At 68.1% G+C, this 24,451-nt stretch carries 27 protein-coding genes; 13 read left to right on the plus strand and 14 right to left on the minus strand.

Features of this window, described 5'->3' with window-relative positions; all coding sequences use genetic code 11:
• The first annotated feature begins 49 nt into the window (after nt 1–49).
• Nucleotides 50–367: a helix-turn-helix transcriptional regulator gene (locus ACFWAY_RS11915; protein WP_095862339.1), complete on the plus strand. Its 318-nt coding sequence runs from the start codon at nt 50–52 to the stop codon at nt 365–367.
• Nucleotides 368–372: 5 nt separating this feature from the next.
• On the opposite strand, the gene ACFWAY_RS11920 is transcribed toward ACFWAY_RS11915, so the two are convergent.
• Complete coding sequence (locus ACFWAY_RS11920) at nt 373–846, minus strand: hypothetical protein (RefSeq protein ID WP_378510747.1); 474 nt, start codon at nt 844–846, stop codon at nt 373–375.
• A 152-nt stretch (nt 847–998) separates the two neighbouring features.
• The gene (locus ACFWAY_RS11925; protein ID WP_378510748.1) at nt 999–1,814 is read right to left on the minus strand and encodes a DUF72 domain-containing protein; all 816 of its coding nucleotides are present in this window, start codon (nt 1,812–1,814) and stop codon (nt 999–1,001) included.
• A gap of 83 nt (nt 1,815–1,897) precedes the next feature.
• Here ACFWAY_RS11925 and ACFWAY_RS11930 point away from each other — a divergent pair, with 83 nt between their 5' ends.
• The 4 genes from ACFWAY_RS11930 to ACFWAY_RS11945 all read left to right on the plus strand — a co-directional run bounded on the left by ACFWAY_RS11930 (nt 1,898) and on the right by ACFWAY_RS11945 (nt 4,943).
• A complete protein-coding gene (locus ACFWAY_RS11930) occupies nt 1,898–2,218 on the plus strand; it encodes a GYD domain-containing protein (protein ID WP_378454275.1) in 321 nt (106 codons plus the stop codon).
• 80 nt (nt 2,219–2,298) lie between these two features.
• Nucleotides 2,299–2,508: a hypothetical protein gene (locus ACFWAY_RS11935; RefSeq protein ID WP_378454276.1), complete on the plus strand. Its 210-nt coding sequence runs from the start codon at nt 2,299–2,301 to the stop codon at nt 2,506–2,508.
• Nucleotides 2,509–2,564: 56 nt separating this feature from the next.
• Nucleotides 2,565–3,419: an LLM class F420-dependent oxidoreductase gene (locus ACFWAY_RS11940; RefSeq protein ID WP_378454277.1), complete on the plus strand. Its 855-nt coding sequence runs from the start codon at nt 2,565–2,567 to the stop codon at nt 3,417–3,419.
• Nucleotides 3,420–3,536: 117 nt separating this feature from the next.
• A complete protein-coding gene (locus tag ACFWAY_RS11945; protein ID WP_378454278.1) occupies nt 3,537–4,943 on the plus strand; it encodes an ABC1 kinase family protein in 1,407 nt (468 codons plus the stop codon).
• A gap of 11 nt (nt 4,944–4,954) precedes the next feature.
• Here the strand turns inward: ACFWAY_RS11945 and ACFWAY_RS11950 are convergent, their stop codons facing one another.
• From ACFWAY_RS11950 to ACFWAY_RS11980, 7 genes are all read right to left on the minus strand, one after another.
• A complete protein-coding gene (locus ACFWAY_RS11950; RefSeq protein ID WP_378510749.1) occupies nt 4,955–6,523 on the minus strand; it encodes a TerD family protein in 1,569 nt (522 codons plus the stop codon).
• Between the two features lie 8 nt (nt 6,524–6,531).
• Nucleotides 6,532–7,779 (minus strand): TerD family protein, encoded by a 1,248-nt coding sequence (locus ACFWAY_RS11955; protein WP_378454280.1) that lies wholly within the window; start codon nt 7,777–7,779, stop codon nt 6,532–6,534.
• Between the two features lie 62 nt (nt 7,780–7,841).
• Nucleotides 7,842–8,720, minus strand: coding sequence for an HAD family hydrolase (locus ACFWAY_RS11960; protein WP_378454281.1), 879 nt, complete (start codon nt 8,718–8,720; stop codon nt 7,842–7,844).
• The gene (locus ACFWAY_RS11965; protein WP_378510750.1) at nt 8,717–9,826 is read right to left on the minus strand and encodes a cysteine protease StiP family protein; all 1,110 of its coding nucleotides are present in this window, start codon (nt 9,824–9,826) and stop codon (nt 8,717–8,719) included. The genes ACFWAY_RS11960 and ACFWAY_RS11965 overlap by 4 nt, the downstream gene beginning before the upstream one ends.
• Nucleotides 9,823–11,106 (minus strand): phosphoribosyltransferase family protein, encoded by a 1,284-nt coding sequence (locus ACFWAY_RS11970; RefSeq protein WP_378510751.1) that lies wholly within the window; start codon nt 11,104–11,106, stop codon nt 9,823–9,825. Before ACFWAY_RS11970 ends, ACFWAY_RS11965 begins: the two co-directional genes overlap by 4 nt.
• Nucleotides 11,103–12,299 carry an HpcH/HpaI aldolase/citrate lyase family protein gene (locus ACFWAY_RS11975; RefSeq protein ID WP_378510752.1) on the minus strand — a complete coding sequence of 399 codons (1,197 nt, stop codon included), beginning with the start codon at nt 12,297–12,299 and terminating at the stop codon, nt 11,103–11,105. Before ACFWAY_RS11975 ends, ACFWAY_RS11970 begins: the two co-directional genes overlap by 4 nt.
• A 12-nt stretch (nt 12,300–12,311) precedes the next feature.
• A complete protein-coding gene (locus ACFWAY_RS11980) occupies nt 12,312–13,433 on the minus strand; it encodes a hypothetical protein (protein ID WP_378510819.1) in 1,122 nt (373 codons plus the stop codon).
• A gap of 258 nt (nt 13,434–13,691) precedes the next feature.
• Here ACFWAY_RS11980 and ACFWAY_RS11985 point away from each other — a divergent pair, with 258 nt between their 5' ends.
• The 6 genes from ACFWAY_RS11985 (at nt 13,692) to ACFWAY_RS12010 (ending at nt 18,033) form a co-directional block, all read left to right on the plus strand.
• Nucleotides 13,692–14,267: a TerD family protein gene (locus ACFWAY_RS11985; RefSeq protein WP_255971481.1), complete on the plus strand. Its 576-nt coding sequence runs from the start codon at nt 13,692–13,694 to the stop codon at nt 14,265–14,267.
• A 119-nt stretch (nt 14,268–14,386) separates the two neighbouring features.
• Entirely contained in the window at nt 14,387–15,529 is a 1,143-nt protein-coding gene (locus tag ACFWAY_RS11990; protein WP_378510820.1) for a DUF475 domain-containing protein, read from the plus strand.
• 80 nt (nt 15,530–15,609) lie between these two features.
• Entirely contained in the window at nt 15,610–16,233 is a 624-nt protein-coding gene (locus ACFWAY_RS11995; protein ID WP_378510753.1) for an AIM24 family protein, read from the plus strand.
• 5 nt (nt 16,234–16,238) lie between these two features.
• The gene (locus tag ACFWAY_RS12000; protein WP_378454285.1) at nt 16,239–16,937 is read left to right on the plus strand and encodes an AIM24 family protein; all 699 of its coding nucleotides are present in this window, start codon (nt 16,239–16,241) and stop codon (nt 16,935–16,937) included.
• Nucleotides 16,934–17,689, plus strand: coding sequence for an AIM24 family protein (locus ACFWAY_RS12005; protein WP_378510754.1), 756 nt, complete (start codon nt 16,934–16,936; stop codon nt 17,687–17,689). The genes ACFWAY_RS12000 and ACFWAY_RS12005 overlap by 4 nt, the downstream gene beginning before the upstream one ends.
• Before the next feature lie 110 nt (nt 17,690–17,799).
• The gene (locus ACFWAY_RS12010) at nt 17,800–18,033 is read left to right on the plus strand and encodes a hypothetical protein (RefSeq protein WP_378510755.1); all 234 of its coding nucleotides are present in this window, start codon (nt 17,800–17,802) and stop codon (nt 18,031–18,033) included.
• Nucleotides 18,034–18,116: 83 nt separating this feature from the next.
• On the opposite strand, the gene ACFWAY_RS12015 is transcribed toward ACFWAY_RS12010, so the two are convergent.
• Together ACFWAY_RS12015 and ACFWAY_RS12020 are read right to left on the minus strand one after the other, a co-directional pair.
• Entirely contained in the window at nt 18,117–18,599 is a 483-nt protein-coding gene (locus tag ACFWAY_RS12015) for a hypothetical protein (RefSeq protein ID WP_378510756.1), read from the minus strand.
• Nucleotides 18,600–18,651: 52 nt separating this feature from the next.
• Nucleotides 18,652–19,101 (minus strand): PPOX class F420-dependent oxidoreductase, encoded by a 450-nt coding sequence (locus ACFWAY_RS12020; RefSeq protein ID WP_378510757.1) that lies wholly within the window; start codon nt 19,099–19,101, stop codon nt 18,652–18,654.
• Nucleotides 19,102–19,340: 239 nt separating this feature from the next.
• Here ACFWAY_RS12020 and ACFWAY_RS12025 point away from each other — a divergent pair, with 239 nt between their 5' ends.
• Nucleotides 19,341–20,681 carry a potassium channel family protein gene (locus ACFWAY_RS12025; protein WP_378510758.1) on the plus strand — a complete coding sequence of 447 codons (1,341 nt, stop codon included), beginning with the start codon at nt 19,341–19,343 and terminating at the stop codon, nt 20,679–20,681.
• A gap of 4 nt (nt 20,682–20,685) precedes the next feature.
• Here the strand turns inward: ACFWAY_RS12025 and ACFWAY_RS12030 are convergent, their stop codons facing one another.
• From ACFWAY_RS12030 to ACFWAY_RS12040, 3 genes are read right to left on the minus strand one after another with little or no spacing between them, the layout of a single operon-like run.
• A complete protein-coding gene (locus tag ACFWAY_RS12030; protein WP_009475147.1) occupies nt 20,686–21,090 on the minus strand; it encodes a RidA family protein in 405 nt (134 codons plus the stop codon).
• A 46-nt stretch (nt 21,091–21,136) separates the two neighbouring features.
• Nucleotides 21,137–21,886, minus strand: a complete 750-nt coding sequence (locus tag ACFWAY_RS12035; protein WP_378454290.1) for an IclR family transcriptional regulator — start codon at nt 21,884–21,886, stop codon at nt 21,137–21,139.
• A gap of 4 nt (nt 21,887–21,890) precedes the next feature.
• A complete protein-coding gene (locus tag ACFWAY_RS12040) occupies nt 21,891–22,895 on the minus strand; it encodes a sugar kinase (protein ID WP_378510759.1) in 1,005 nt (334 codons plus the stop codon).
• Nucleotides 22,896–23,115: 220 nt separating this feature from the next.
• Between ACFWAY_RS12040 and ACFWAY_RS12045 the strand changes: the two genes are divergently transcribed.
• On the plus strand, nt 23,116–24,438 hold the full coding sequence (locus tag ACFWAY_RS12045; RefSeq protein ID WP_378454292.1) for an amino acid deaminase: 1,323 nt from the start codon (nt 23,116–23,118) through the stop codon (nt 24,436–24,438).
• Nucleotides 24,439–24,451 lie beyond the last annotated feature (13 nt).

Genomic DNA, 24,451 nt, shown 5'->3' on the forward strand with positions numbered 1-24,451 from the left:
GTGAAGCACATATATCGGAAAATCGCGATATAGCGGTACGATGGATCGTGTGAGTGAACTTCCGGACCCGACCGACCTGGCCCTGGTCTTCAAAGCGCTGTCGAACCCGACCCGCGTGCGCATCCTGCAGTGGCTGAAGGAGCCGGACAGCTTTCCCCCGCAGCTCGAACCCGCCGAAGAGGTGGGCGTGTGCCTGAAGCACATTCAGGCGAGGGCCGAGGTCTCCCAGTCGACGGCCTCGCAGTACATGGCCGCCCTACAGAGCGCGGGTCTGGTCACCAGCCATCGGATCGGCCAGTGGACCCACTACCGCCGCAACGAAGACCGGATCGCCAGGCTGGCCGATCACATCCGCACCGAACTCTGAACGAATCAGGGCATCTCCACGGTTTCGGCGCGCGCGATCTCGTCGAGCGCCCGGCGGACGTAACCGTCGGCGGGTACCTCCGCCGCACGCAGCAGATCGGCGATCACCAGGATCGCGGCCTCCACGGCACGCTCCGGTCTGCGCGGGTTCTCCTCGACGTCGGCCACACCGAGTGCACCGGTCAGCACGGTGACCAGCGAGTCGACGTCGACGGCCGGAAACCAGAGTGCCGCCGCCCGCGCGCAGCGGGTGAGAACGTCCTGGACGTCCTCCCCCGTCAGACCGTCCGGGTGCAGCGTCTCGAGTAGTTCCCGGACCACCCCCGCCAGCACCGCACCGACCTGCTCCACGGGCAGGGCCGCGAGTTCCTCCGTCGCCTCGGTCAGAGCCGCCGCGTCCGACGCACGCGCCGCGACGATGGCGGCATCGAGCGCTTCGGCGATGTCACGCGCGACAACAGGCCAATGAGTGGGCCACATCCGGTAGATCCTCTTCTCGTCTTCGTCGAACCGAAGCTCACTGTGCCATGGGGCACCGACAGTCGGCGCACGGCGCCATGGGGCACCGACAGTCGGCGCACGGCGCCACGGGGCACCGACAGTCGGCGCACGGCGCCACGGGGCACCGACAGTCAGCGCAGCCGCTCGATCAGCCGCAGCGCGTCGAACGGCGCGTACCCCTTCATGTCGTTGTCGAAGTAGGCAAAACAGTCGAGGCCCTGCCCGAGCCATCGCTCGAGTTTCCGGGCCCATTCGTCCAGCGCCTCGTCGGTGTAGCCGCTGGCATACAGCTCCTTGTCCCCGTGCAGTCGGGCGTAGACGAAATCGCTCGTCACCGTCTCTACGTACGGGTACCGGCCGGCCGTGTCGGCGACGACGAACGCGACGTCGTGCGCGCGGAGCAACTCCCTCGCTTCCTCGGTGTCGAAACTGGGGTGCCGAACCTCGAGCGCGTGGCGGATGGGGCGCTCGGCGTCCGTTTCGGTCCACGCCCTGTCGTCGGTGAGCTTGTCGTCGTGTCGTGTCGCGAGCGTCGCGGCGTCGGTGGTCGTCCGCGGCAGTTGGTCGAAGAACGCTGCGAGACTCGTCGAATCGAACGCGAGCGTCGGGGGCAGTTGCCACAGCAGCGGTCCGAGCTTGGGGCCCAACGCGAGCACCCCGGATGCGAAGAAGTTCGCCAGCGCCGTCTCGGCACCGACCAGCCTCTTCATGTGCGTGATGTAGCGACCGCCCTTGACGGCGTACACGAAACTCTCCGGTGTCTCGTCGCGCCACTTCGCGTAACTCGTCGGTCGCTGCAGCGAATAGAAGGACCCGTTGATCTCGATGGACGTCAATCGCCCCGCGGCATAGGCCAACTCCTTGCGATGCGCCAGACCGTCCGGGTAGAAGTCACCGCGCCAACCGGGATACGTCCAGCCGGAGATACCGACGCGGGCCTCAGCCATCTCACGACCCTAGCGCCGGAACCTATTGCATGTGGCCCGTCCCGGGAGAACCATGAGAGGACCCCACAATCGAGGAGGCACTGATGCCGAGATATCTCTGGCAGGTCACGTACTCACCCGAAGGCGCGAAGGGACTACTCGCCGAAGGCGGCACCACACGACGCGACGCGATCACACAGATGGTCGAAAGCGTCGGGGGCACAGTCGAATCCTGCTACTTCGCACTGGGTGGCCGGGATCTGTTCGTGATCGGTGACGTGCCGGACGAAGTGGCGGCCGCCGCGCTCGGCATCCGCACCACCGCCTCCGGTGCGGCGAGGTCCGAATCGGTGGTGCTGCTGACGCCGGAGCAGGTGGACGACGCTGTGCGCCGGGACGCCGAGTACCGGGCGCCCGGCAGCTGACCGGCCTCCCGGCCCTGCGGTAGCGAATATCGTTCTGCAGGATGATGTGCGGCGGCGGAATCGGTCGATAGCGTCGAGCCATGTCGACTGACCAGGCAAACTCGACGTCGGTGAACACGTTCACTACCGAGTCCGCTCGCCGTGCCCTGTTCGCGTCGAGGGCGTTTCCCGCCGGCCTCGTCTCGCTCGGCGCCGCGGCAACCGGACGGTACCGCTGGGCCGCGCGGTGGCAACTCGCTGCCACCGACCCGAGCGCGCTCCTGTTCCGCGCCTGGCTGCATCAGGCCTGAGAGCCGCGAATCCGAAACACCGGAATGAATGACCACGAGGGAAGGTTGCACGCCACATGACGGAGACCACAGCAGAAACCCCGCAGCTCGGACAGTTCGGCGTCTGGCGTCACGCCGGCGGATTGGCCCCCGAGGTGGGTGCGGCAATCGAATCGGCAGGCTACGGCGCGATCTGGATCGGCGGCTCTCCGCCGGCCGACCTCGAAGTCGCCGAACGCCTGCTCGACGCGACATCCACCATCACTGTCGCGACCGGAATCGTGAACATCTGGACCGCCCCCGCCGACGAGATCGCGACCTCGTTCCACCGGATCGAGGCCCGCCATCCGGGACGCTTCCTCCTCGGCATCGGCGTCGGCCACCCCGAACAGCCCGGCCTGAACTACAGCAAGCCGTACGCCGCGCTCGTGGAGTATCTCGATGCCCTCGATGCTGCCGGTGTCCCGGCGGGACGACGCGTCCTCGCCGCGCTCGGTCCGAAGGTTCTCGAACTCTCCGCAGCCCGCGCCGCCGGCGCCCATCCGTACCTGACCACTCCGCAGCACACCCGCGAAGCGCGTGAGCTGCTGGGCCCGGGCCCGGTGATCGCGCCGGAGCAGAAGGTCGTGCTGGACACCGATCCGGAACGCGCTCGCCCCATCGGACGTTCGGCCGTCGAGAATCCGTACCTGCACCTGCGCAATTACGTGAACAACCTGAAACGGCTCGGGTACACCGACGAGCAGATCGAGAACGGCGGCAGCGACGACCTGATCGACGCGCTCGCCGCCCACGGCGACACGCAGTACGTCGCCGGCCGCCTCCGGGAACACCTGGACGCGGGCGCCGATCACGTCGCCATCCAGGTACTGCCCGCAGGCGACGATCCGGTGCCCGCCTTGCGGGAACTCGCAGGCGCGCTGGGACTCTGAGTTCTGCTAACGAAATGGTGTGATGGTGGGTACCTCATACTGGAAGGGGTTCGCCGAAACGGTCGGGGTATGGTCCCCTTCTGAACGGCAGGCAGGACTGAACGCAAGGTAGGAACTGTGCAAGAGCCAACGGCACGTCCGGTCGGCCCGTACGCTGCGGGGCCGCCACCGGCAGCCCTGACCGTGCACTCCGCTAGCCTCGATCGTTTCCGCGCCGCGGAGTTGTGGCGGGCGCTGGTCATCGGCGTGGTCGTCGTCGCCTACACACTGTTCGCGCTGGTCACCTGGCCTGTCCGACGTCGCGGCCGCACCCTCGCGGACGCGGCGTCGGAGGGCCTGGTCAACGGTTTCGAGGTGCTGGGCCCGACGTTCGTCAAGGTCGGGCAGCTGATGGCGTCGTCCTCCGGTGTGTTCCCCGCCCCGCTGGCCAACGCCTGTCTGCGATGTCTCGACGACGTGCCGCCGGTGCCCGCCGAGGAGGCCCGCCGGGTCATCGAAGCCGACCTGGGGCATCCCGTCGACGCGCTGTTCGCGTCTTTCGGCGACGTCCCCCTCGCCGCCGCCTCGGTCGCGCAGGTGCACGGCTGCGTACTCCCCGACGGCAGAGAAGCCGTCATCAAGGTGCAACGCCCCGACATCTTCCGCCGCATGGTGGTGGACCTGCGCACCGCGTACTGGGGTGCGCGGATGCTCGAGAAGCTGTTCGAGTTCTTCCGCATCGCCAACGCCACCGCCATCATCCGCGACCTCCACGCGGCCACGATGACCGAACTCAACAGTGCCGTGGAGGCCGACCGGCAGGCCCGGTTCAGGACGAACATCGGGGCGTTCGGCGACAACAAGGGCGTCACCACCCCCGAGGTCTACTGGGACTACTGCGGTCCGCACGTCATCTGCATGGAACGCATGTACGGACTGCCGCTCGACCGGTTCCCCGACCTCGTCCACATGGACACCCGCATGCTGATCCGCCGCGGCGTCAAGGTGTGGATCGAGTCCGTCGTCCTCCACGGCCCGTTTCACGGCGACGTGCACGCCGGCAACCTATGGGTCCTCGACGACGGACGCATCGCGATGCTCGACTTCGGCATCGTCGGTGAGCTTCCCGAGTCGTGGCGGCAGATCCTGCGCGACATGTTCTACGCGACCCTGATCGACGGCGACTTCTCCCGCATGGCCCGCGGAATCCGGAGCCTCGGCTACGCGACGGACAACGACGCCACCGACGACGAGATCGGACTCCAGGTGGCCGCCGCCCTGGCACCGCTGCTGGGCCGGGACCTCGGCGAGCTGCGACTCAGCGAACTCATCATGGCGCTCATCGGCATCGGCAAGAAATGGGGCGTCGCCAGCCCCGAGGAACTCGTCCTGTTCGGGAAGCAACTCGGCTACTTCGAGCGGTACGCCACGGAACTCGCACCCGGCTGGGTGATCGGGCAGGACCTGTTCCTGTTCCGCAACGTCTTCCCGGACGCCGTCGCCGCGAAGGCCCTCGAACTCGGGGTCGAACTGCCGGACGAGTGACGGCGGGGGATTTATTGCCCGGTCAAGGAGTCCAGCACCGAGGCTCGATGGAGGGGATGGTCCGGGAGCCGGTCCGGCGTGAGGATCCAGTCGTTGCCCGTCCACGGGTCGGAGACGGTGAGGACCCCCGACGTCGGAACCTGTTGCGCGATGCGTTCGAGCACCGCGACGCCCGGATCCGAATCCGCGGAGGCACTGTCGCCGACGATGATCAGCGACGTCCCGACCGCGGGACCGTGATCGGCGAGGTGCACGATGCGGGCGGCGTCCTCGGCGCCGTACCCGTGCGGGAAGTCGCCCAGGATCACCAGCCGCGGCTCCGGCACCGTGTCGCGGATTCCGCTGCGGGCCGCCATTTCTGCGAGGTCGACGCTCTCGGACAGCGCGGTGAGTCGGGCAGTGATGTCCGACGCCGAGGACACGACGGGCGAGGCCAGCAGAGCACCGAGGGGTTCGGTGAACGTGCGCAAGGTTCCGCTGAGGTCGACCACCTCCAACCGCTGTGCCGCCGCAGGTGACGCCACCAGCATGCGCGCCGCCAGCGCCGCGACCACCGGTGCGGCCTCGGCCGGTTCGCCGACGATCCAGAGCGGACGCCCCAGCGGGTGATGGACGCAGAACGGCACCCGCAGCTCACCGAGGTCGGGTGCGGACAACTCGCCGAGCCGCAGTCCGTCCGTCACTGCCCTGCTCGTGACCGGGTTCGTCCAGGCGGCGGATTCGAAGGTGGCCAGCGACCGGGGCAGCAGCGGGTCGATGACGCGGAGTTCGTCGGCCAGTTGCGAAGTCTCGCCGTCGAATTTGCGCTGCGCCTCGGCGACGAGGGCATCGCACCGCTCCTGCGCCCTGGCCTGTGATTGCACGACCACGGGACTGTTGCGCGTGGACGGGTCGGCCACCGACTCGCACAGTTCGTCGTCCAGCCGCGCCTGCGCGTAGTCGCGAGAGGATCGGAACGAGGCCGCCGACCGGGCAGCGTCCTCGAAGATCATCCACGCCCTCTCGAACGAGTGGGCCGGGTCGAGCGGTATGCCCGCCGGACCGGGCATCGCCGGAATCTCCTCGGCGACAGGGTGTGCGGGTTCGTCCACCTCGACGCCGTGCCGAATGACGAGTTCGGCGAGGCCGCCGTCGCATCCCTGCCCGACGGCCCGTACCTTCCAGTCGGTACCGCGCCGATAGATCTCGAGGCAGATCGCGGCTGCTTCGGAACCGACCAGCGGGACGTCGAAAACGACCAGGGGACGTTCATTTTCGTCGGTGAGGGTGGCCGACAGCCCCTCCCTGGCCAGCGTCGACGGACCGTTCGGGGATGCCGGATCGACACTGACCACGCAGAGCACGCCGGCCGCAGCGGCGTCCACCTCGTCCAACTGCAGCCGGACCGTTCCGTCCGCGTCGAGTTCTACCCCGGCGGCCCGCCGCTGGTTGTAGAACACGAAATGGTCCGACGACAGCGTGCGGAGATCGCCGTCCACGATCAACGCCGAGACGTCGATCGGCGTCGCATCGACCGCGCGGAAACGCAGTGCGCGCGACGGCAGCGGGGCGTTCTGGCCCGGAACGAGGTGGACCGTCACCGCCGCCCCTAGACGCCGAGGAAGCGGGCGAGTTGAGGCGCGGCCTCACCGGCGTGCTTGGCCTGAATGCCTTCACCGATGGCCTGCAGCTTCCATTCGCCGCCCACCCGGTACACCTTGGCCATCACCATTCCGGTGAACGGCATCCCGCCCTGCAGCGTGAACCGGGCGAGTTCGGCCGACGACGTGGTGTCCACCAAGCGGCAGAAGGCGTTCTTCACCTGCTCGAACGTGTGCCCGCGGTACGACGTGACGATGAACACGATGGTCGAGACGTGCGGCGGAATGCGGGTGAGATCCACGAGGATCACCTCGTCGTCGCCGGCGCCCTCGCCGGTGAGGTTGTCGCCCTGATGCCGGATCGACCCGTCCTTCGACGTCAGCTGGCCGTAGTAGGCGACGTCGACCATGTTGTTGTCCGCGAACAGAACCGCCGACGCGTCGAGGTCGACGTTGGCGGAACGGTTCCCGAACATGCCGCGCTTCTCGATCGGGTCCCAGCCGAGTCCCATCTGGATGTACGTCAGCGCGACGCCACCGTCCTTGCGGAGCGTGACCTTCTGGCCCTTGGACAGGCTGACCGGTCGCGACTTGGTGAGACTGACCTCGGCCGGAGCGGCGGGCGCGGCAGGTGCAGCGGGAGCCGGCGGTGCAGCGGGCGCGACGGGCGCGGCCGGCGGCGGGTAGGCGGCCTGCGGTGCCGGTGTGGGCGCGGGCGGCTGCTGAACGGGAGCGGCGGCGGGTGCGGGAGCGTCGTCGACGGACACGCCGTGATCGGTGACGAGCGCGGCGAACCCGCCGGCGTAGCCCTGCCCGACGGCCCGCACCTTCCAGGCGCCCTGGCGTCGGTACAGCTCGAGCGCGATGACGATCGATTCGGAGTTCAGTCCCTCGATCTTGTATTCGTACAGCGAGTTTCCGGCGCCGTCGGACACCCGGGCGGTCGGCGGCGCGGAGCGCCCGAAGTTACTGGTGGCGTCGTCGAGGGTGATGACCGCCCGCACCTGGGCGATGTCGGCCGGCACCGCGCCGAGAGACACCTTCAGCGACGCTGCCTGTCCGGTGGCTCCGGGGACGAGCTGCACGCCGGGACCGGTCGGCTGGTTGAAGAAGACGAAGTCGGCGTCCGAGCGGACCTTCCCCGAGTCCGCGACGAGCAGCGCGGACAGGTCGGCGGCGGCCGTCAGTTCGAGGGAGACGATGACGTCGTCGACGCTCAGCGGGCCGTTCTGACCCTTGGCTAGCGGAGTGGACACTGCGGTGGTTCCTTCACTGTGGGAGCGTCGGGTTTGTCCCGTTTGGCCTGTTTGCCTACAACCTACAAAAGAGAGCCGACGGCCGTCGTCCCCGCACCCCGCCCGAGACGGTCCGCGAACCAGCGCAGGATCTCCTCACCAGCGGCGATACCGCTGCTTCCGGTGACCGACAGGGTCGGATGCTGCCAGTCGATGGTTTCGAGTTCGCCGTGCCGGGGGCGGATGGCGGCGTCGGCGGCACGGAGCATATTGGCGTCGAGTGCCCCGTCCCCGGCCGCCAGCACGGGCGCTTCCGGCTCGAGCACACCGTCGTCGACGAGCCTCGAACGGACCTCCGCGACCGCACGGCTCTTGCACACCGCATCGGGCATTGTGTAGATCTTGCGGCCCTGCCGGGACGCTCCCCATCCCCGATCTACGCACCAGGCGTTCCACTCCTCCACGAAGCCGGCCGGCATCGCGTCGAGGTCCACGACCAGGTAGGAGAACAACTCGTCGGCCACCCGGGACGAACGCACCCAGCGGTCGTCGATCCGGCGGCTCAGCTCGGCGCCGACCTCCACCAGCGAGGCTCCACCGTCGGCCATCGCGACGTCGACACCCGACCGCCACCGCGCATCGGGCACCCCGTCGACGAGGATGTTGCCGCCGTTGGTCGTGATCGCGTACCGCCACGGCGCCCCCGGCAGATCGATGCGCTGGAACTGTGCGACGGTGCGCGTGGTGGTGGGCACGACGACGGCGGACGCGGTGAGCTTCCGCAGCATGGCCTCGGCGGCCGACGTGACGTAGGACAGCGGTTTGCCGTCGTACACCTCGACGCACAGCAGGTCCTGGTCGCCGGGCCGCTCGGCCACGTCGCTCTCGGTGACGGCGAGTTCCATGGCCCCGCGCGAGTAGATCATGGTGCGGTCGAGGTCGGTCGCGATCAGCGCGGTCATGTCACATCCTTGATCAGGCCCATACACGAATACGCCAGGCCGGGAACCTTTTCGACGGGGACCGAACGCGCGGCGGCCAGGAGCCGGATGTGCGCGTGTTCCGGGGCGTCGAGGTCGCGGACGAGCACCCGCCACGGCACGCGGCGCAGCAGCACCCGGGTGGTCTCGCCGACGCCGGGCTTCACGAAGTTCACACTCGAGATCCCGTACTGCTCCCGGACCGCTTCGACGGACTTCCAGCCGTCCCAGGTGGGGGTACGGTCCGACCGCAGCAAGCCTTCGACGTCGCCGGGAACGTGCTCGCGCACATCCCCGAAGGACGCCCTGACGGAATCGAGGAGGTGATTGGACACGTCCTCGCCCGCCAGGTGCGCGTAGAACTTGGCGCCGTGGAAGTCGCCGGGGCCGATCAGCGTGTCGTTGAGGACGGTCCGCGACACCAGACCCGACACGGTGGAGTTCAGGCACGCGGAGGCGATCAGGAAGTCGTCGCGGGTGCCGAACGTGCGGACGCAGTGCCCGGGATCGGCGAGGACGGCGAGGTCGTCGTCGAATTCGGCGCCACCGGCGTCGCGGTACTCGGCGAGTGCCTGCGACAACTCGCGGGCGATGGCGCCCTTGCCCGTCCAGCCGTCGACGAACACCACGTTCTTCGAGTCGTGATGACGCGCAAGGTAGTCGAGCGCGACGGCGTCGATCCCCCGGTCGCGGACGATGGAGACGGCGTAGTGCGGCAGCGTCAACCCGTGGACGTCCCACGCCCAGCGGCGCATGAGCACACCCACCGGGGTTCCCGCACGTGCCAGGGACACGAGCGTGACGTCGCGGCCGCGCTCGGCCAGCACGAGGTCGGTGACCGTCCCCACCGCCCGCGCCAGCCGGATGGAGCTGTCCTGCAGCACCTTCTCGAACAGCTCGCGGTACTCCGCGTCGGGCTGGTACTCGATGGGCAGCGTCTCCGCGTAGTGGGCTTCACCCGACTGAATGCGGCGCTCCCGCTCGGCGACATCGGCTTCGAGGTCCACGTGCGACAGGTCTGTGAGCAGCCAGCCCACCTCATCGGCGGCGTACGAACCGAACGCCGGACCGGTCAGCGGCGCCGTCATGTCGACGCTCCCGCACGTGCGGCCCGCAGCGACAGCGGGTCGGCGCCGGACACGACGGCCAGGAGCACATCCGTCCCCGACGCCGTGAGGACGTCGAGGAGTCCGCCGGCTACCGCGAGCCGCTCGGTGTCGGCCGCGGCGTCGATCACCGCGACCACGACGGCGTCCTCGTCCGGCCACTGCGCGTTGTAGACGAAACGCGGCTGCTCTTCCCCGATCTCGGGCGCCGCGAAGCGGAATCCGCGGCGCAGCGGGTATCCCGGCCGGTCGAGCACGTAGGCGGGTGACCGCGTCGTCGTCTGGAATCGTACCCGGAAACCGGACGCGGACAGCGCGTCCGCGAGTCGCAACGGCAGGTACATCAGCTCTTCGTGTCCGACGACGATCACCGGACGCTGCGGGTCGAGCCGGTCCCGGAGCACCGCGGCCCCCGACGCGACGGCGGCGTCGAACTCCTCGGTGTCCTCCCGCAGGAACCCGTGACGACCACCTTCCGGAACTGCTGCGGGCCACGGTATGTCGGCGCGCTCGACGGTCCCGGTTCGCTCACCGACGGGGTTGAGCACCGGATCCGGGAGGGCACCGACCGAGTCGATCAGGCCGTCGGGAAGCTCGGTGCGTCCCACCGCCAGACTCACGCTGTCGATCCGCACCCCCAGTTCGGCGGCTGCGGCGTCGACGGCGTCCCGGTGGCCCTGCTCGCGCATGTCGACGAGCGACGCCACGACGTAACGGCTGCGGGGGTTCTGCCGGTGCAGCGCGCGGATTGCGTCGACGGCGGTGGCGCCGGTGGAAATCTCGTCGTCCACGAGGACGAGCGGGCGATCGCCCGTGAACAACTCGACGGACGTCGGCTGCAGCTGGTGACTGGTCGCGTGCGAGTGCCCCTCCTCGAACCCGGCGGACGTCCCGATCTCGGGGACGTCCCGGCGCGTGGAGTGCAGGTAACAGCGGGCGCGCAGCCGGGCCGCGACACAATGCCCCAGACCTGTTGCGGTCTCCGCGAATCCGAGCACGACGGGATCTGCATCCGGTCCGAGAACGTCGGCGACCAGATCGCCGAGGCGGTCGCCTGCGCCGATCACGGCACCCGGGTCGGTGGGCACGTGCTTGCCGAGGACCGTCGAGACGAGCAGGTGGGCACGTCGCGGGTTGCGCCGCAGGCCGGGCTCGACGAGTTCGGGGATGGTCAGCCCCGCGCCCGAACCCACGTGGGCGAGCGTCAGCCCCAGATGTTCCGTGGCCCAGGGCACTGCGCGCACGGCAGTGGGTGAGCTCATCGGACGGCCAGTGCGGTCAGTAGATCCACGAACGTGATTCCCTCGTTTGTCACGCCGAACACCTTCGCCCGGACAAGTGTCTTCTCGGCCCAGCTGCGGTGCGGGCGCATTTCGTTCATCTTGTTGCGATATCCCGACGCCTGGACGCCGCCGACGCTCTCGGCGCCGAGAATGTCGAGCGCATCGTGGTACTCCTCGTGCGTCACCGCGGACAGGGCGTGCACGGCCGCGACGTGGGTCGGGTGGATGACCGTCTTGCCCTGGATGCCGTTCGCGCGGTCGAGGGCGATCTCCCGCAGCAGACCGTCCAGATCCCGGCTTACCAGCTGCTGACGGAACCGCACCTCGTTGTGCTCCTCGAACGGCGTGGCGCGCAGGGTCGGCCGAAACATTCGCTCGTGGTCGGCGAAGTACTCCCACACGGGACCGGTGATGACGTGTCCGGTGTCGTCGGCACGGCCCAGGAAGTTGACGATGCCGGCAATCGCGTCCGCGACCACCCGCACGTCGTAGATCGTCAGGTCGCGGTCGCGGCGGATACCGAACGTGGCACACATGTCGGTGGCGCCGATGCGCACGGCGAGGATCCGCTCGCGGTGTTCGACGAGCAGTTCACCGATGTTCGCGAGTTCGTCGTCGCGGGTCTCGCGGTGCACCAGCGCCGGTGATTCGAGCACCGGCATCGCGTACAGGTGCTTGCCGAGCCGCTCCGACGCTGCGGCCAGCTCGTCGAGGAATGCACCACCCGTCGCACTTCCGAACTTCGGAATCACGAACCCGGACAGCACCTCGACGCCGGTGGTCAGCAGGTCGGCGATCCGCCGAAGGTCCTCGGCGGCCCGCACCCGGACGAACAGCTGCATCCGCGCACCACCGTGGACCGCGAGCCGATCGAGTGCGTCGACGGCGTTGAGTAGCGCCGCTTCCACCTGGTCGTCGGCCACCGCGTCCTCGAGGTCGAGGACCATCGAGCAGACACCGTCACCGGACCGGCGAAGGATGGTGTCCGCGAGATCGGACCTCGTCGCAGGCACGTACAGCGTCGCGCCCAGCGCGACGGCAAGCACCGTTCGATCCTCGTCCGGCCCGAGCGCCTGCGGAGCGTGCAGGAACAGCCGGCCGTGCGTCTCGGGATCGAGGTGGTGGAAGTGCCGTACATGCCGCACAGCCGTCATATTTTCGCTAATGCTCATCGTCCCCCCGTGTCATCGCTGCCCTATGTGTCCTCTCATCTTCTGAACCACCTCGGCAATGAACGCCGACACGGCATCGAGCTGGGCGACGTACGCCCAGTAGTCGGGATGCCTCCCGGTCAGTGTCCCTGCAATTCGGTCTATCCGCTCGAGCTGAGCGTCGAGGACCGACCCCCATTCCCGCACGAGCCCACGATTGACAGCCAACATCTGGGCGTCGCGCAGGCGAAATCTGATCTCGTTTTCCTTCGCCCGCGGGTTCTCGCGGACCTGCCGCAGCAACAGCAGACGATCGGTGACGCCGTCGACGTTCGCCTCGGCGTCGACCAGATGGGTCCGCGCCGCGGCGGTCAGATCCAGCGCCCCTTCCGGATTACCCGCGGTCAGAGCCTTCTGCGCCTGCTGCAGATCGGTCTGCGCCTGCTCGATGTGCCTGCGGCTCTCGCGGTCGTTGTGGACGAGATCCGCCGAACTGGCCGCGTTGAATTCGCGCAGCAGAGCGGAGTAGGCGGGCGCGAGCCGTTCCGCCCGAGTCTGCACCGCGGCGATCCTCGTCGTCACCGACGACACGGCGTGAGCGGCGTCCAGCTCCTTGGACGGGGCCGCGGCCAGTGCCTTCTCGAGCGTCGCCGACTTCTCCCGCACGCGCGCCGCCGCTTCGCGGATCGGGTTGGCCCCACGGGCGCCCTGCAGCGCCACGACGGCCGCGTCGAGTGCCGCTCCCCGGTCGCGCACCGACGGATAGCCGGCGTACGCAGCGCCCTCGGTCTGCACCCGCTGCTGCGCCGCGGAGGCGACCTGAAGCGCCTGCTGGGCGACCTGGGGAACGGCCGCCAGCATCGCGGTCGACTCCTCGAGATGGCCCCGATGTGTGCGATAGAACTCGTCGAGGGACTGCGTCGCAGCCACCAACTGCCGCGTCACCTGCTCGTACGCGGCGGCCGCTGCGGGTGACTGCACGTTCTCGAACTGGTCTTCCGCCGCCAGATATGCCGTCGCGGCCTGGTAGCACCCGTTACGAACCGGTTCCCAGGCCCGCCGGATTCCGCGTTCCGGAGTCAGCTGTCCGGAGGCGTCCACGGCCGCGGCGGCGATGCTCTGCCGGTTGTCCATATCGAGAAACGCTGCGACCATCGTGTCGTGGGCGCGACGAGCCGAGTCGTCGCCTCGGGCTCTTCCTCGGAAGCGTCCCGCCCATCCGCTCGTCACGTCCTGAATCGTACTGGTCGGGCCGACAACCCCGAGTGGTCCGGAATTGCCTGTGGACAAACCTGTGGACAGTTCGCGGGATGGGACAAGTCGGACAAATTCATTATCGTGGTGGTGCACGACGAACCCGGAACTTCGACAGTTGTCGAGGGTCCACCCACCTCCTCTCGAAAGGACCCCTGAATGGGCGTCAGCTTGACCAAGGGCGGCAATGTTTCTCTCACGAAGGAGGCCCCGAACCTGACCGCGGTGGCTGTCGGACTCGGATGGGATGCCCGCTCGACCACCGGCACCGATTTCGACCTCGACGCCAGCGCCATCGGTGCAGGTGCCGACAAGAAGGTCGTGTCGGACCAGCACTTCGTGTTCTTCAACAACCTGCGCTCCCCCGACGGCTCGATCGAGCACATCGGCGACAACACCACCGGTGAGGGCGAGGGCGACGACGAGGTGATCAACGTCAACCTGGCGGCGGTCCCCGCGAACATCGAGAGCATCCTGTTCCCCGTCTCGATCTACGATGCGGAGACGCGTTCGCAGTCGTTCGGTCAGGTGCGCAACGCCTACATCCGCGTCGTCGACCAGGCCAACGGCAACGAGCTCGCCCGCTACGACCTGTCCGAGGACGCGTCGACCGAGACCGCTATGGTCTTCGGCGAGCTGTACCGCAACGGCGCGGAGTGGAAGTTCCGCGCCATCGGCCAGGGCTATGCGTCCGGGCTGGCCGGGATCGCCCGCGACTACGGCGTCAACGTCTGACAGTCGTCACGTTCTCCAGCCGGGGGAGGGTTTTCACGGCCCTGACGTGAAACCCTCCCCCGGTGTTCGTCCACCTGCAGTAGCCACCCTGCATGCCCACTAGAGAAAGGCCACGCTTCGTGGTTCTGCGAATATTCGGTCTCTCCTTCGCGGTGACGGTGATTTCCCTCATCGTCGCGGCGATCTACGGAGGCCCCCAGGCCGTCCTCCTCGTGGTGATCCTGTCGATCCTCGAGATCTCGCTGTCCTTCGACAACGCCGTCATCAACGCCACCGTGCTGCGCCGGATGAGCGAGTTCTGGCAGAAGATCTTCCTCACCGTCGGCATCGTCATCGCGGTGTTCGGCATGCGCCTGGTCTTCCCCCTCGTCATCGTGTGGCTCGCGTCCGGCCTCGGCCCCGTCGCCGCCCTCGACCTGGCCCTCAACCCGCCTGCCGACGGCGCCGCGTACTTCCCCGACGGCAGCGCCAGCTACGAAACCCTGCTCACCGACGCGCACCCGCAGATCGCGGCGTTCGGCGGCATGTTCCTGCTGATGCTGTTCCTCGGCTTCATCCTGGAAGAGCGTGAGATCACCTGGCTGTCCTGGCTGGAGAAGCCCCTCGCCCGCGCGGGCAAGCTCGACCAGCTGGCCGTCATCATCGCCGGCGCCCTGCTGCTGATCACCGCCGCGTACATCGCCCCCGAGGACACGGTCTCCACGGTGATGATCGCCGGCGTCCTCGGCATGGTCACCTACATCGCCGTCAACGGTCTCGGTGAGCTGTTCAACACTCCCGAGGAAGACGAAGACGGCGAACTGGTCGAAGGGTCCAAGGGCGGACCGACCGAGCTGGCCAAGGCCACCGGTAAGGCCGGGTTCTTCCTGTTCATGTACCTCGAGGTCCTCGACGCGTCGTTCTCCTTCGACGGTGTGATCGGCGCGTTCGCGATCACGTCCGACCCGATCATCATCGCCCTCGGCCTCGGGTTCGTCGGCGCGATGTTCGTCCGTTCCATCACGGTGTTCCTGGTCCGCAAGGGCACCCTGTCGGACTACGTGTACCTCGAGCACGGCGCCCACTGGGCCATCGGCGCACTGGCCGTGATCCTGCTGGTGTCCATCGGCTACCACGTCAACGAGAACGTCACCGGACTCGTCGGCGTCGCCCTCATCGGTGCCGCCTTCATCTCCAGCATCGTCCGCAATCGCAAGGCCGTCGCGACGGCCGGCGAAGCGGAAGACGACGTGGACGAGCAGAAACCGGTGTCCGTCGGCTAGGTTCTGCCTGTACTCACATCCAGCGGCAGTGCTCGTGACTCGGTCACGGGCACTGCCGCTCGACACTGGAAAGGGCACCCATGGGGCGGCTGCTCGACAAGTCGAAGAAGGTGGTGGAGGCGCAGCTCGCCGGAACCACCATCCGGGCGATACAGGGTTCGATGATCGCCTACGAGGGCAATGTTAGTTTCAAGTCGGCAGGTTTCGGTAGCGGTGACGGTGTGCTCGCCGGAATGAAGAGGCGTGCCACGGGCGAGGCGCTGTCGCTGATGGAGTGCTCCGGCCACGGTGTCGTGTACCTCGCGGTGGGCGGTCAGTACGTCTCCGTCGTCGACCTGGCGAACGAGACCCTACAGGTGGAGTCGCAGCAGCTGCTCGCCTTGAGCGGCAACCTGAACACCAACGTCACGTTCACCGGACTGCGCGGCGGGGTCGGCGGTCAGGGCCTGTTCACCACGACCGTCTCCGGGCAGGGTCAGGTGGCACTGCTGTCGGCCGGCGGGCCGCTCATCCACCTCGAGGTGTCGCCGCAGTACCCGCTGGTGGTCGATCCCGACGCGTTCGTCTCGGCGCGCGGACAGGTGACGCAGTCGTTCGTGACCGACGTGTCGTGGCGCAACGCCGTCGGGCAGGGCAACGGTGAGGCCTTCTCCCTCAAGTGGGACGGTCACGGCGTCGTCTCCATTCAACCGGCAGAGCGGTGAGCCCCATGGTCTTCTCGAAAGTGAACTCGAAGGTCGTCAAGGTCGACGTCGGCGCCGCCGGCGGTGTGGTGGCCCGCACCGGCGCGATGCTGTTCTACACGGGCCAGGTCCAGTTCACGCCGCATCAGGTTCCGGGTTCCCAGTCCATGGCGGGCATGGGTGGATTCACCCGGATGGCCGGACGCATGATGCAGGGCGAGCACGAACGCACGATGCTCGCGCAGGGGCAGGGCGAGGTGCACTACGGTCACGCCGGGCTCGAGGTGCATGTCGTCGACATGTCGCAGGGCGGTGCGCTGTGCGTCGAGGCGTCCCGGTTGCTCGCTCACAATGCGGGACTGCAGAGTTCGGTGATCTCCGTGACGAGTCAGGGCGGTGGCGGCGGGCGCGGCATGCTCGGTGCCCTGCGCGGCGCGGCGGCAGGCGCCCTCTCCGGTACCGGTATGTTCACGACGCAGCTGTCCGGGTACGGGTCGGCGGTACTCCTCGCGCACGGCGGCTTTATCGAATTGCCTGTGGGCGGGCCGAATCCGGTCTTTGTCGACCCTGACGCATTCGTCGGCACGTACGGGAGCGTCCAGGTGGAACTGAAATCCGCCGTCGGCTGGCGTGAGGCCATGGGCCGCGGTGTCGGGGAAGCGATGCAATTGCAGTGCACGGGTCAGGGCATCGTCTACGTTCAGGCTTCGGAGGAGAAACTGTGACCGCCATCCACAATCCGTCGACTCTCGGCGCCAGCGACAACATTCCCGACAACAGCTACGCGTTCTGCATCGACCTCACCGCGCCCTGGTTCATCCGCAAGGGTGCGATGATCGCCTACTACGGGCAGATGCAGTTCCAGGCACTGACCCACGGATTGCACGGCGCCGCACTGCACATGGTCGCCAACCAGTTCTCGGCGCCGCTGTACATGGGCGACTACGCGGTGGCCGAAGGATTCGGGAAGCTGATCATCGGCGACCGCGGTTACGACATCAACTCGTACGATCTCGACGACGGCAACCTCACCATCCGGGCGTCGAATCTCCTTGCGTTCGAGCCGGGTCTGGCCCTGAACCAGTCCATCGTGCCCGGCTTCCTGACGCTCATCGGGACCGGCAAGTTCCTGGCGTCGTCCAACGGCCCGGTGATGTTCGCCGAGCCGCCGCTGCGGATCGACCCCGAGGCCCTCGTCGGGTGGGCCGACTGCCCGTCCCCGAGCCACCATTACGATCAGGGGTGGATCAGCAACTTCCTCGCGGCGGGCGCCCACATGATGGGAATCAACTCCGGGGAGGAACGGCAGTTCGACTTCACCGGCGCCGGAACGGTTCTGATCCAGTCGAGCGAGAAGGTTCTCAGCGACACGTATGTCGTGCGCAGCATCGAGGGTCAGATCCACGGCATCACCCCGAGTGGTCTGCAACGGCTCAACGGCGTGATCGCCGCCAAGCTCGCGGAGCAGCCCCGCTGACACCCAGGAGATTGACAGGCTGAGCGAAGAGTTGTGGCAGGGACGGGGAGCAATCTGAATTGTGTCAGGAAGTTCTGACACCGCATCCGATACGTTCCAGGAGGAACCGCATGAAGTCCATCGTGACCAAGGCCGTCGCAACCGCTGGTATCGCCCTCGCAACCCTCGGCATCGGAGCCGGCGTTGCCAGCGCCGACCCGGTGGGTCACAACCCCGCCCCCGCCCAGCAGCAGCAGGCACCGCAGCCTCAACCGCAGCAGCAGCAGCACGCTCCGCAGCAGCAGGCCCCCGCGCCGAGCCCGCACGGATTCTGGTTCTTCGGCACCTGGGTTCCCCTGCCCTGATCTACGTTCCCCTCGCAGGGCGAAGGTGCCCTTCGACGCTCCCATGGCGCCGAAGGGCACCTTCGTATATCTACCCGCGATGACTATCGGGCGGGTCGCATACTCGGATTCGGGCCGAGAGTGATCGTCCGGGTTCTCGGCAGTAGCCCTATTTCCTTCCACCCCGCGGTCAGCGTGATCGTTCCCGACTCCGGGTAGTCGCTGATCCAGTAGTGCGGCGCGGAGTGATATTCGGACGCGTCGACGGTGTCCGTCTTCGACGTCGAATGCGGGTGGCGTGGATCGGCGACACCCTCCATGTCGTCGACCCGCACGTTCACCGCGAGATACGACCACCGCGCCGAGGGGTCGTCGGGATCGTCCAGCGGACGCGTCTCGTGCCGCGCGAGATCAGCGGATCTGCCTCTCGCCGTCAACTCGACGCGCAGCAGCATGCCCGTCGGGTGCGCGACGACCTCGGCCAGGCGCAGGGTCAGGTCGCGGCTCGTCACGAGCTCCACCGGCCCGTGCACCACAATTCCCTCCGTGGCAGGCGGCGGTGCCGCCGGCCACCGTCTCCTGCGCATGACTCAATCGTCCCACCGGCTCCGACCGGCTGCCACAGCTACGTTCGCACACTCAGGGCAGCTGGGCCATGCCGTACACCTTCGCCGCGCAGACCCGGAGGACCTGCCGGTGCTCGGCCACCATCGCGCGGCGGAACTCTTCCCAGTCGTCGTGCTCTTTTCCGGACGCGAGCCGGAACACGTCGACGAGCTCGTCCGCCGCCGAGTCGTGCGGATCCGCCGCGACCGCGCTCAGTTCCGCGTCTCCCTCCACGACCGCGTAGCTCCAGAAGTCGGTCGCGCTGACGTGCAGCGACACCCGTGGGTCGCGGGCGGCGTTCCGGGTTTTGGCCCGATCCGCCGTCACCGACACCCTCGCGGTCTGCGTGCCGGGGTCCCAGGCATAGATCACGTTGGACAATTGTGGGCGCCCGTCGCGTTTGATCGTCGCGAGGACCGCACGGTTGTGTGCGGCGACGAGGTCGAGAAGGGGGCGCCGGTCGTCATTCGCATCGAGGCTCATACCTCACCCAACCACGGTCACCGAGGCGGTGTTCCCGGCGGCCTCGGCGGCCTGGTCTGGATCGGTGCGATCGGACTCGTCCTGGCGATCCGGTGCGCTCCTACCGACGAGTAGGGCGGATGCATCGCAAACTCATTGGCCGATAACGTGTTCCGGCTACTCATCGGTAGACGTTCTCGTGTGGGATCTGTGGTTTTTCTCGGGTACGCTCTCGTGATCCCGAGCCGGAAGGACCACACGTGAACGACTCATATCTCGTCATCGGCGAAACCACCGTGGCCCGACGGGTCTGTGCATCCCTCCGCGAAAGGGACTTCCACGTACGCCATCTCGTCGCCCCCGACGACGACGAACTCCGTCTGGCGATGGCGGACGAACCCCGCGGTATGGCCGTACTGGTGCGCGACGACGTCGTCGCGCTGCGGTATGCGCTGGCCGCCGCGCACATCTCGGCGTCGATCCCGTTGGTGGTGACGATCTTCGACCGCACGGTCGCGGACCAGCTGTCCCAGCTGCTTCCGCAGTGCGAGGTGACGTCACCGGCCGACCTCGCCGCGCCCACACTCGCCGGTCCGTGCCTGGAACCCGAACTCGTCGCGGCCCGGCACGCGGGCGAGCACATGCTGACGGTCCGCATGATCGACGGCCACCCCGAAGGCGCACACGTCGACCTTCCCCGGCGGAACTGGTGGCGCACCGCGGCGACCGGCGCGACCGGACTGCTGCGGTCGCACGACATCGGCACGCGCATCCTGCTCGGCGGGCTCGCCGGACTTCTCGCCGTCCTGTTCGCCGACTGGCTGTGGCTGATGCTCGGCCAGCACGTGGCACCGCTCGACGCGTTCAACGAGGCGGTGCGCGTGGTGACCACCGTGGGCCCGGGAACCGACACCCACGGCAGCCCCGCCTACGCGGTGTTCGCGTCGGTGGCGATGCTGTTCACCGTCGTCTTCACGGCCATGTTCACGGCCGGAATCATCGAGCGCCTGCTCGGCCCCCGGCTCGTCGGCCTGGTGGGCAGCCGCGTCCTGCCCCGCTCCGGGCACGTCATCGTCGTGGGCCTCGGCCAGGTCGGGCTCCGGCTCTGCCGGGAGCTGCAGGCTCTCGGTGTCGCGGTGGTGGGCGTCGAGCGCGACCCCCACGCCAAGAACCTGAGGCTCGTGCGGTCGATGAACATCCCGACCGTCGTCGGGCACGGTGGCGACCGTGAACTCCTCGAGCGACTGGGTGTGCGCCGCGCGCTGGCCCTGGCGGCCGTCGGCTCCGACGACCTGGACAACATCGCGGTGTCCGTAGCCGCGCAGGCCCTGTCACCCGGACTGCGGCTGGTCCTGCGGGCCGGTGAGCAGGAGGCGATCGCGGAGACGCGGTCGTTGCTGCGGCTCGGCATCATCCGCGACGTCACCAGCCTGAGCGCCACCTACGTGGTGGCCAAGCTGATCGGCCTGCAACCGCAGGGGGTCGTGGCAGACGGCAGCCACCTCTACCTGGAGGTGCCGACGACGGAATCGTCCGAGCCCGTGTTCACAGAGCTGCCCGTGTCGCCGCGGATGAGCTGCCGGCACCTCGTCACCGCGTAGTGACCTAGCCGGTCACTGCCAGCGCGTCGATCTCGACGAGCATGACCTCATGCGGGAGGTCGACGAACACCGTGGTCCGGCACGGCAGCTGTCCGCTCGGCACGTTCGCCGCGATGAACTCTCCGTACACGTCGTTCATCGCGGCGAAGTCGTCGCGCGTGGTGAGGTAGACGCGGAACATCAGCACGTCCTCGACGCTCGCACCGCCGGCTTCGAGGATCGCCTTGACGTTCTCGAGGGTGCGACGGGTCTGCTCGCGCACGTCGCCCTCCGCGATGTACTTGTTGGTGACGGGGTCCATGGGGCCCTGCCCCGACACCTGGAGCATGTTCCCCTTTTTAATGCCCTGGCTGAACGTGTGCGCGGGGGCGGGGGCGCCTTCGGTGCGGATGACGGTGGTGTCGGACATGTCGATTCTCCTGTGTGTCGTTACTTTTCGGGTGGACGGGGGACGGTCAGGGCTGGGCGCGGTATCCGCAGTCGCGGGAGATCCGCGCCCCCACGGCCTGAAGGGGTTCGAGCAGGTCGAGGACGCGTTCGTAGCTGAGCACGACGTCGGGCACCGAGACGGAGACGGCGGCGACGACGCGGCCGGACGCGCCGCGGATGGGCACTCCGATGCAGTTGACGGACGGCTCGTTCTCCTCCTGATCGTGCGCCCAGCCCTGCTCTCGGACCATGCGGATCTCGTCGAGGTAGCGTCCGGGTGTCGTGATCGTGTTGGCGGTGCGGGCGGAGAAGTCCATCGTGTCGACGATGGGCCGCAGTTCCGAATCCGGCAGGTCGGCGAGGATCACTTTCGCGACCGCGGTGGAATTGAGGTTGGCGCGCAGCCCGATTCGCGAGTACATCCTGATCTGATCGTGCGATTCGAGCTTGTCGATGTACACCACGTCACCTCCCTCCATCGCCGCGAGGTGCGTGGTGCGCCCGTATTCGCGGTTGAACGCGACGAGGTGCGGTGACGCGATGCGCCGGACTTCCCGCTGATCGGTGGCCTGCGCGGCGAGCTCGAAGATGCGGGAACCGAGGTGGTACTGGTTGCTGTTGTCGCGGAACGTGAACCGCTCGTCGGACAGCGTGCGCAGCAGCCGGAGCACGGTGGTCTTGTGGACCCCGGTGGATTCGGCCAGCTGGTCGAGATTGGCGGGACCGTTGCCGAGTTGCACCAGCAGGTGCAGCGCGCGGGAGACACTCTGGCTCATCGGTTCACTCCACTTTCTCGAGGGAGAAGCCGTTGGCGGTGACGCTGGTTGCCGCCCAATCCGATTCGGAGCACCGGAGCAACTCGTCCAGCAGTTCGGCGGGCGGCGGGGGCGCCGAGTCCGCTGCCACCGTCAGGGTGGCGGCGGCACCGATGTGTCCGCGGCGCAGGCACCGCGCCTGATCCTCGCCGCGCACCACACCGCTGAGATATCCGGCGGCGAAAGCATCGCCTGCTCCGACGGGTTCGACGACGTCGACGCGGAGCGCGGGAACCGCCACACTGCGGCCACTTCGGTCGACGGCCAGCGCCCGGTGCGCTCCGTCCTTGACGACGACGGTGGCCGGGGCGGGCAGGATGAGCCGCAACTCGTGTGGATCCGCGGTACCGAGAACACGAAGGGCCTCGTCCGCGCCGAGGAGAACCAAATCGGCGAGATTCGCCAGTTCCACGACCATCCGCGGGTCGCCGTCCGGCCACAGCTGTTCACGCCAATTGACGTCGAAGCTGACCACACCGGAGATTCCCGGCCGGTCGCGGAGAAGTCTCCGCATCAGCGCGAGGCACGAATCGGACAGGGCCGGTGTGATTCCGCTGCAGTGGACCACGGCGGCGCGGCCGAACAGGTCCGCGACCGCCGGCCGGTCGAGGAATGCGGGATCCATGGCCGACGCCGCCGAACCCGCCCGGGAATACAGGCTGTCGGTTCGCGGCTCGCCGTGCTCGTCGAGGGCGGTGGATTTCGAGTAATGCCCGGTGGGCCTGTCGGGATCGACCTCGATCGCGCGGACGTCGACACCCCGCGCCTGCAGTTCGGCGCGGATGAGGGCGCCGAACTCGTCGTCGCCGAGCCGGCCGACCCAGGAGGCGGGAACGCCCAGCGCGGCGAGCCCGGCGGCGACGTTCGCCTCGGCGCCGGCCAGGTGGAGTGTCGAGTCCGGGGCCACTAGGACCATCGCCTCACCGAGGCACGCGACACCGGACTCGGGGGTGGGGGTCGATTCCTGCACTTGTTACCTCTACGACTGCTCGGACCGGCACTGGAGTTGCGTTTCGAGAGCCCTCGCCCCGGCGATGCATGCCACACCGGACCGTTGACGATGACCCAGGCCAATGCTAGACATAGGTGACTCAAAAACGCAATCACCGTTGCATAGAGTGCAACGTAGCACTTCACGGTCTTTCTCCGATGAAGACCAGCCCCACAGAACCCGAACGACAGGATCGACGATGACGATCAGCGGACCGGACACACTCGATTCCGGCGCCTTGGCAGAGCTCGACGAGCTGCGCTTGTCCGACGTGGACAAAGCCCTCCCCTCCGCGGCGAACGGCCTGACCAAGACCGAGTTCCTCGGAACGCAGCCGAGGCTGTCCGCCTTCAGCACGCCCGTGATGGTCCTCGACGAGACGGCCATCGCCGGCAATCTCGACACCATGGCGGCCTGGTGTGAGGCGCATGGGGTCGATCTCGCTCCGCACGGGAAGACGACGATGTCTCCGGTGCTGTGGGACCGGCAGATCCGAAGCGGCGCGTGGGGCATCACGCTGGCGAACTTCGGTCAGCTCCGGGTGGCGGTGCGATTCGGCGCGCGCCGGGTGCAGATCGCGAACTCGCTCGTCGACCCGACCGCGCTGCGGTGGCTGGCCGAGCAGATGGACACGAACCCGGAACTCGAAGTACTGATGTGGGCCGACTCCCCGCAGACGGTCGACGCGATGACAGCGGCGCTCACGGACGTCACGGTGGTCCGTCCGCTGCCCGTGCTCGTCGAACTCGGCGGAGAGGGAGGACGCACCGGCGCACGCTCCGTGGCCGAGGCTGTGGCGGTGGCCGCACGTATCGGGGAGAGCCCCGCACTGCGGTTGGCCGGCGTCTCCGGTTACGAGGGCGCCCTCGCACACGACGCCTCCGAGGATTCCCTCGCCCGGGTCCGCACGTACCTCCGGTCGATGGCCGAACTGCATCGCCGGCTCGAGGCCGAAGGCCGCTACCCCGAGGGTCAGGACGTGTACGTGACCGCGGGCGGCAGCGCCTACTTCGACGTGGTCGCCGAGGTGCTCGCCGAACTGGCCGGCGGCAGAACCAAAGTGGTGGTCCGCGCCGGTGCATACATCATCCACGACGACGGCTTCTACACCGGGATCTCACCGTTCGGCCGCGGCGAAGACACCCAGGCGCGTCGTCTCACGTCGGCGATGCACACGTGGGCCCGGGTGGTGTCCCGCCCCGAGCCGGGCCTCGCCCTGCTCGACGCCGGCAAGCGCGACGTCCCGTTCGACGAAGGACTCCCCACCGCGCAGGCCGTCGCCGGCCAACTCGGGGCGACGCCGCGGCCCCTCGTCGGCGCCGAAGTGACCGCCGTCAACGACCAGCACGCGTTCCTCCGGCTCGATCCCGCACGGCCCGAACATGATCTGCGCGTCGGGGACGTCGTCCGGCTCGGTCTCTCCCACCCGTGCACCGCGTTCGACAAGTGGCGCTGGATTCCGGTCGTCGGTGACGACTCCGACGATCCGGTCGTCGTCGACCTGATCCGCACTTTCTTCTGATCCCCGGCCGAGG

It is taken from the genome of Rhodococcus sp. NPDC059968 (assembly GCF_042738615.1).
GTDB lineage: Bacteria > Actinomycetota > Actinomycetes > Mycobacteriales > Mycobacteriaceae > Rhodococcus_F.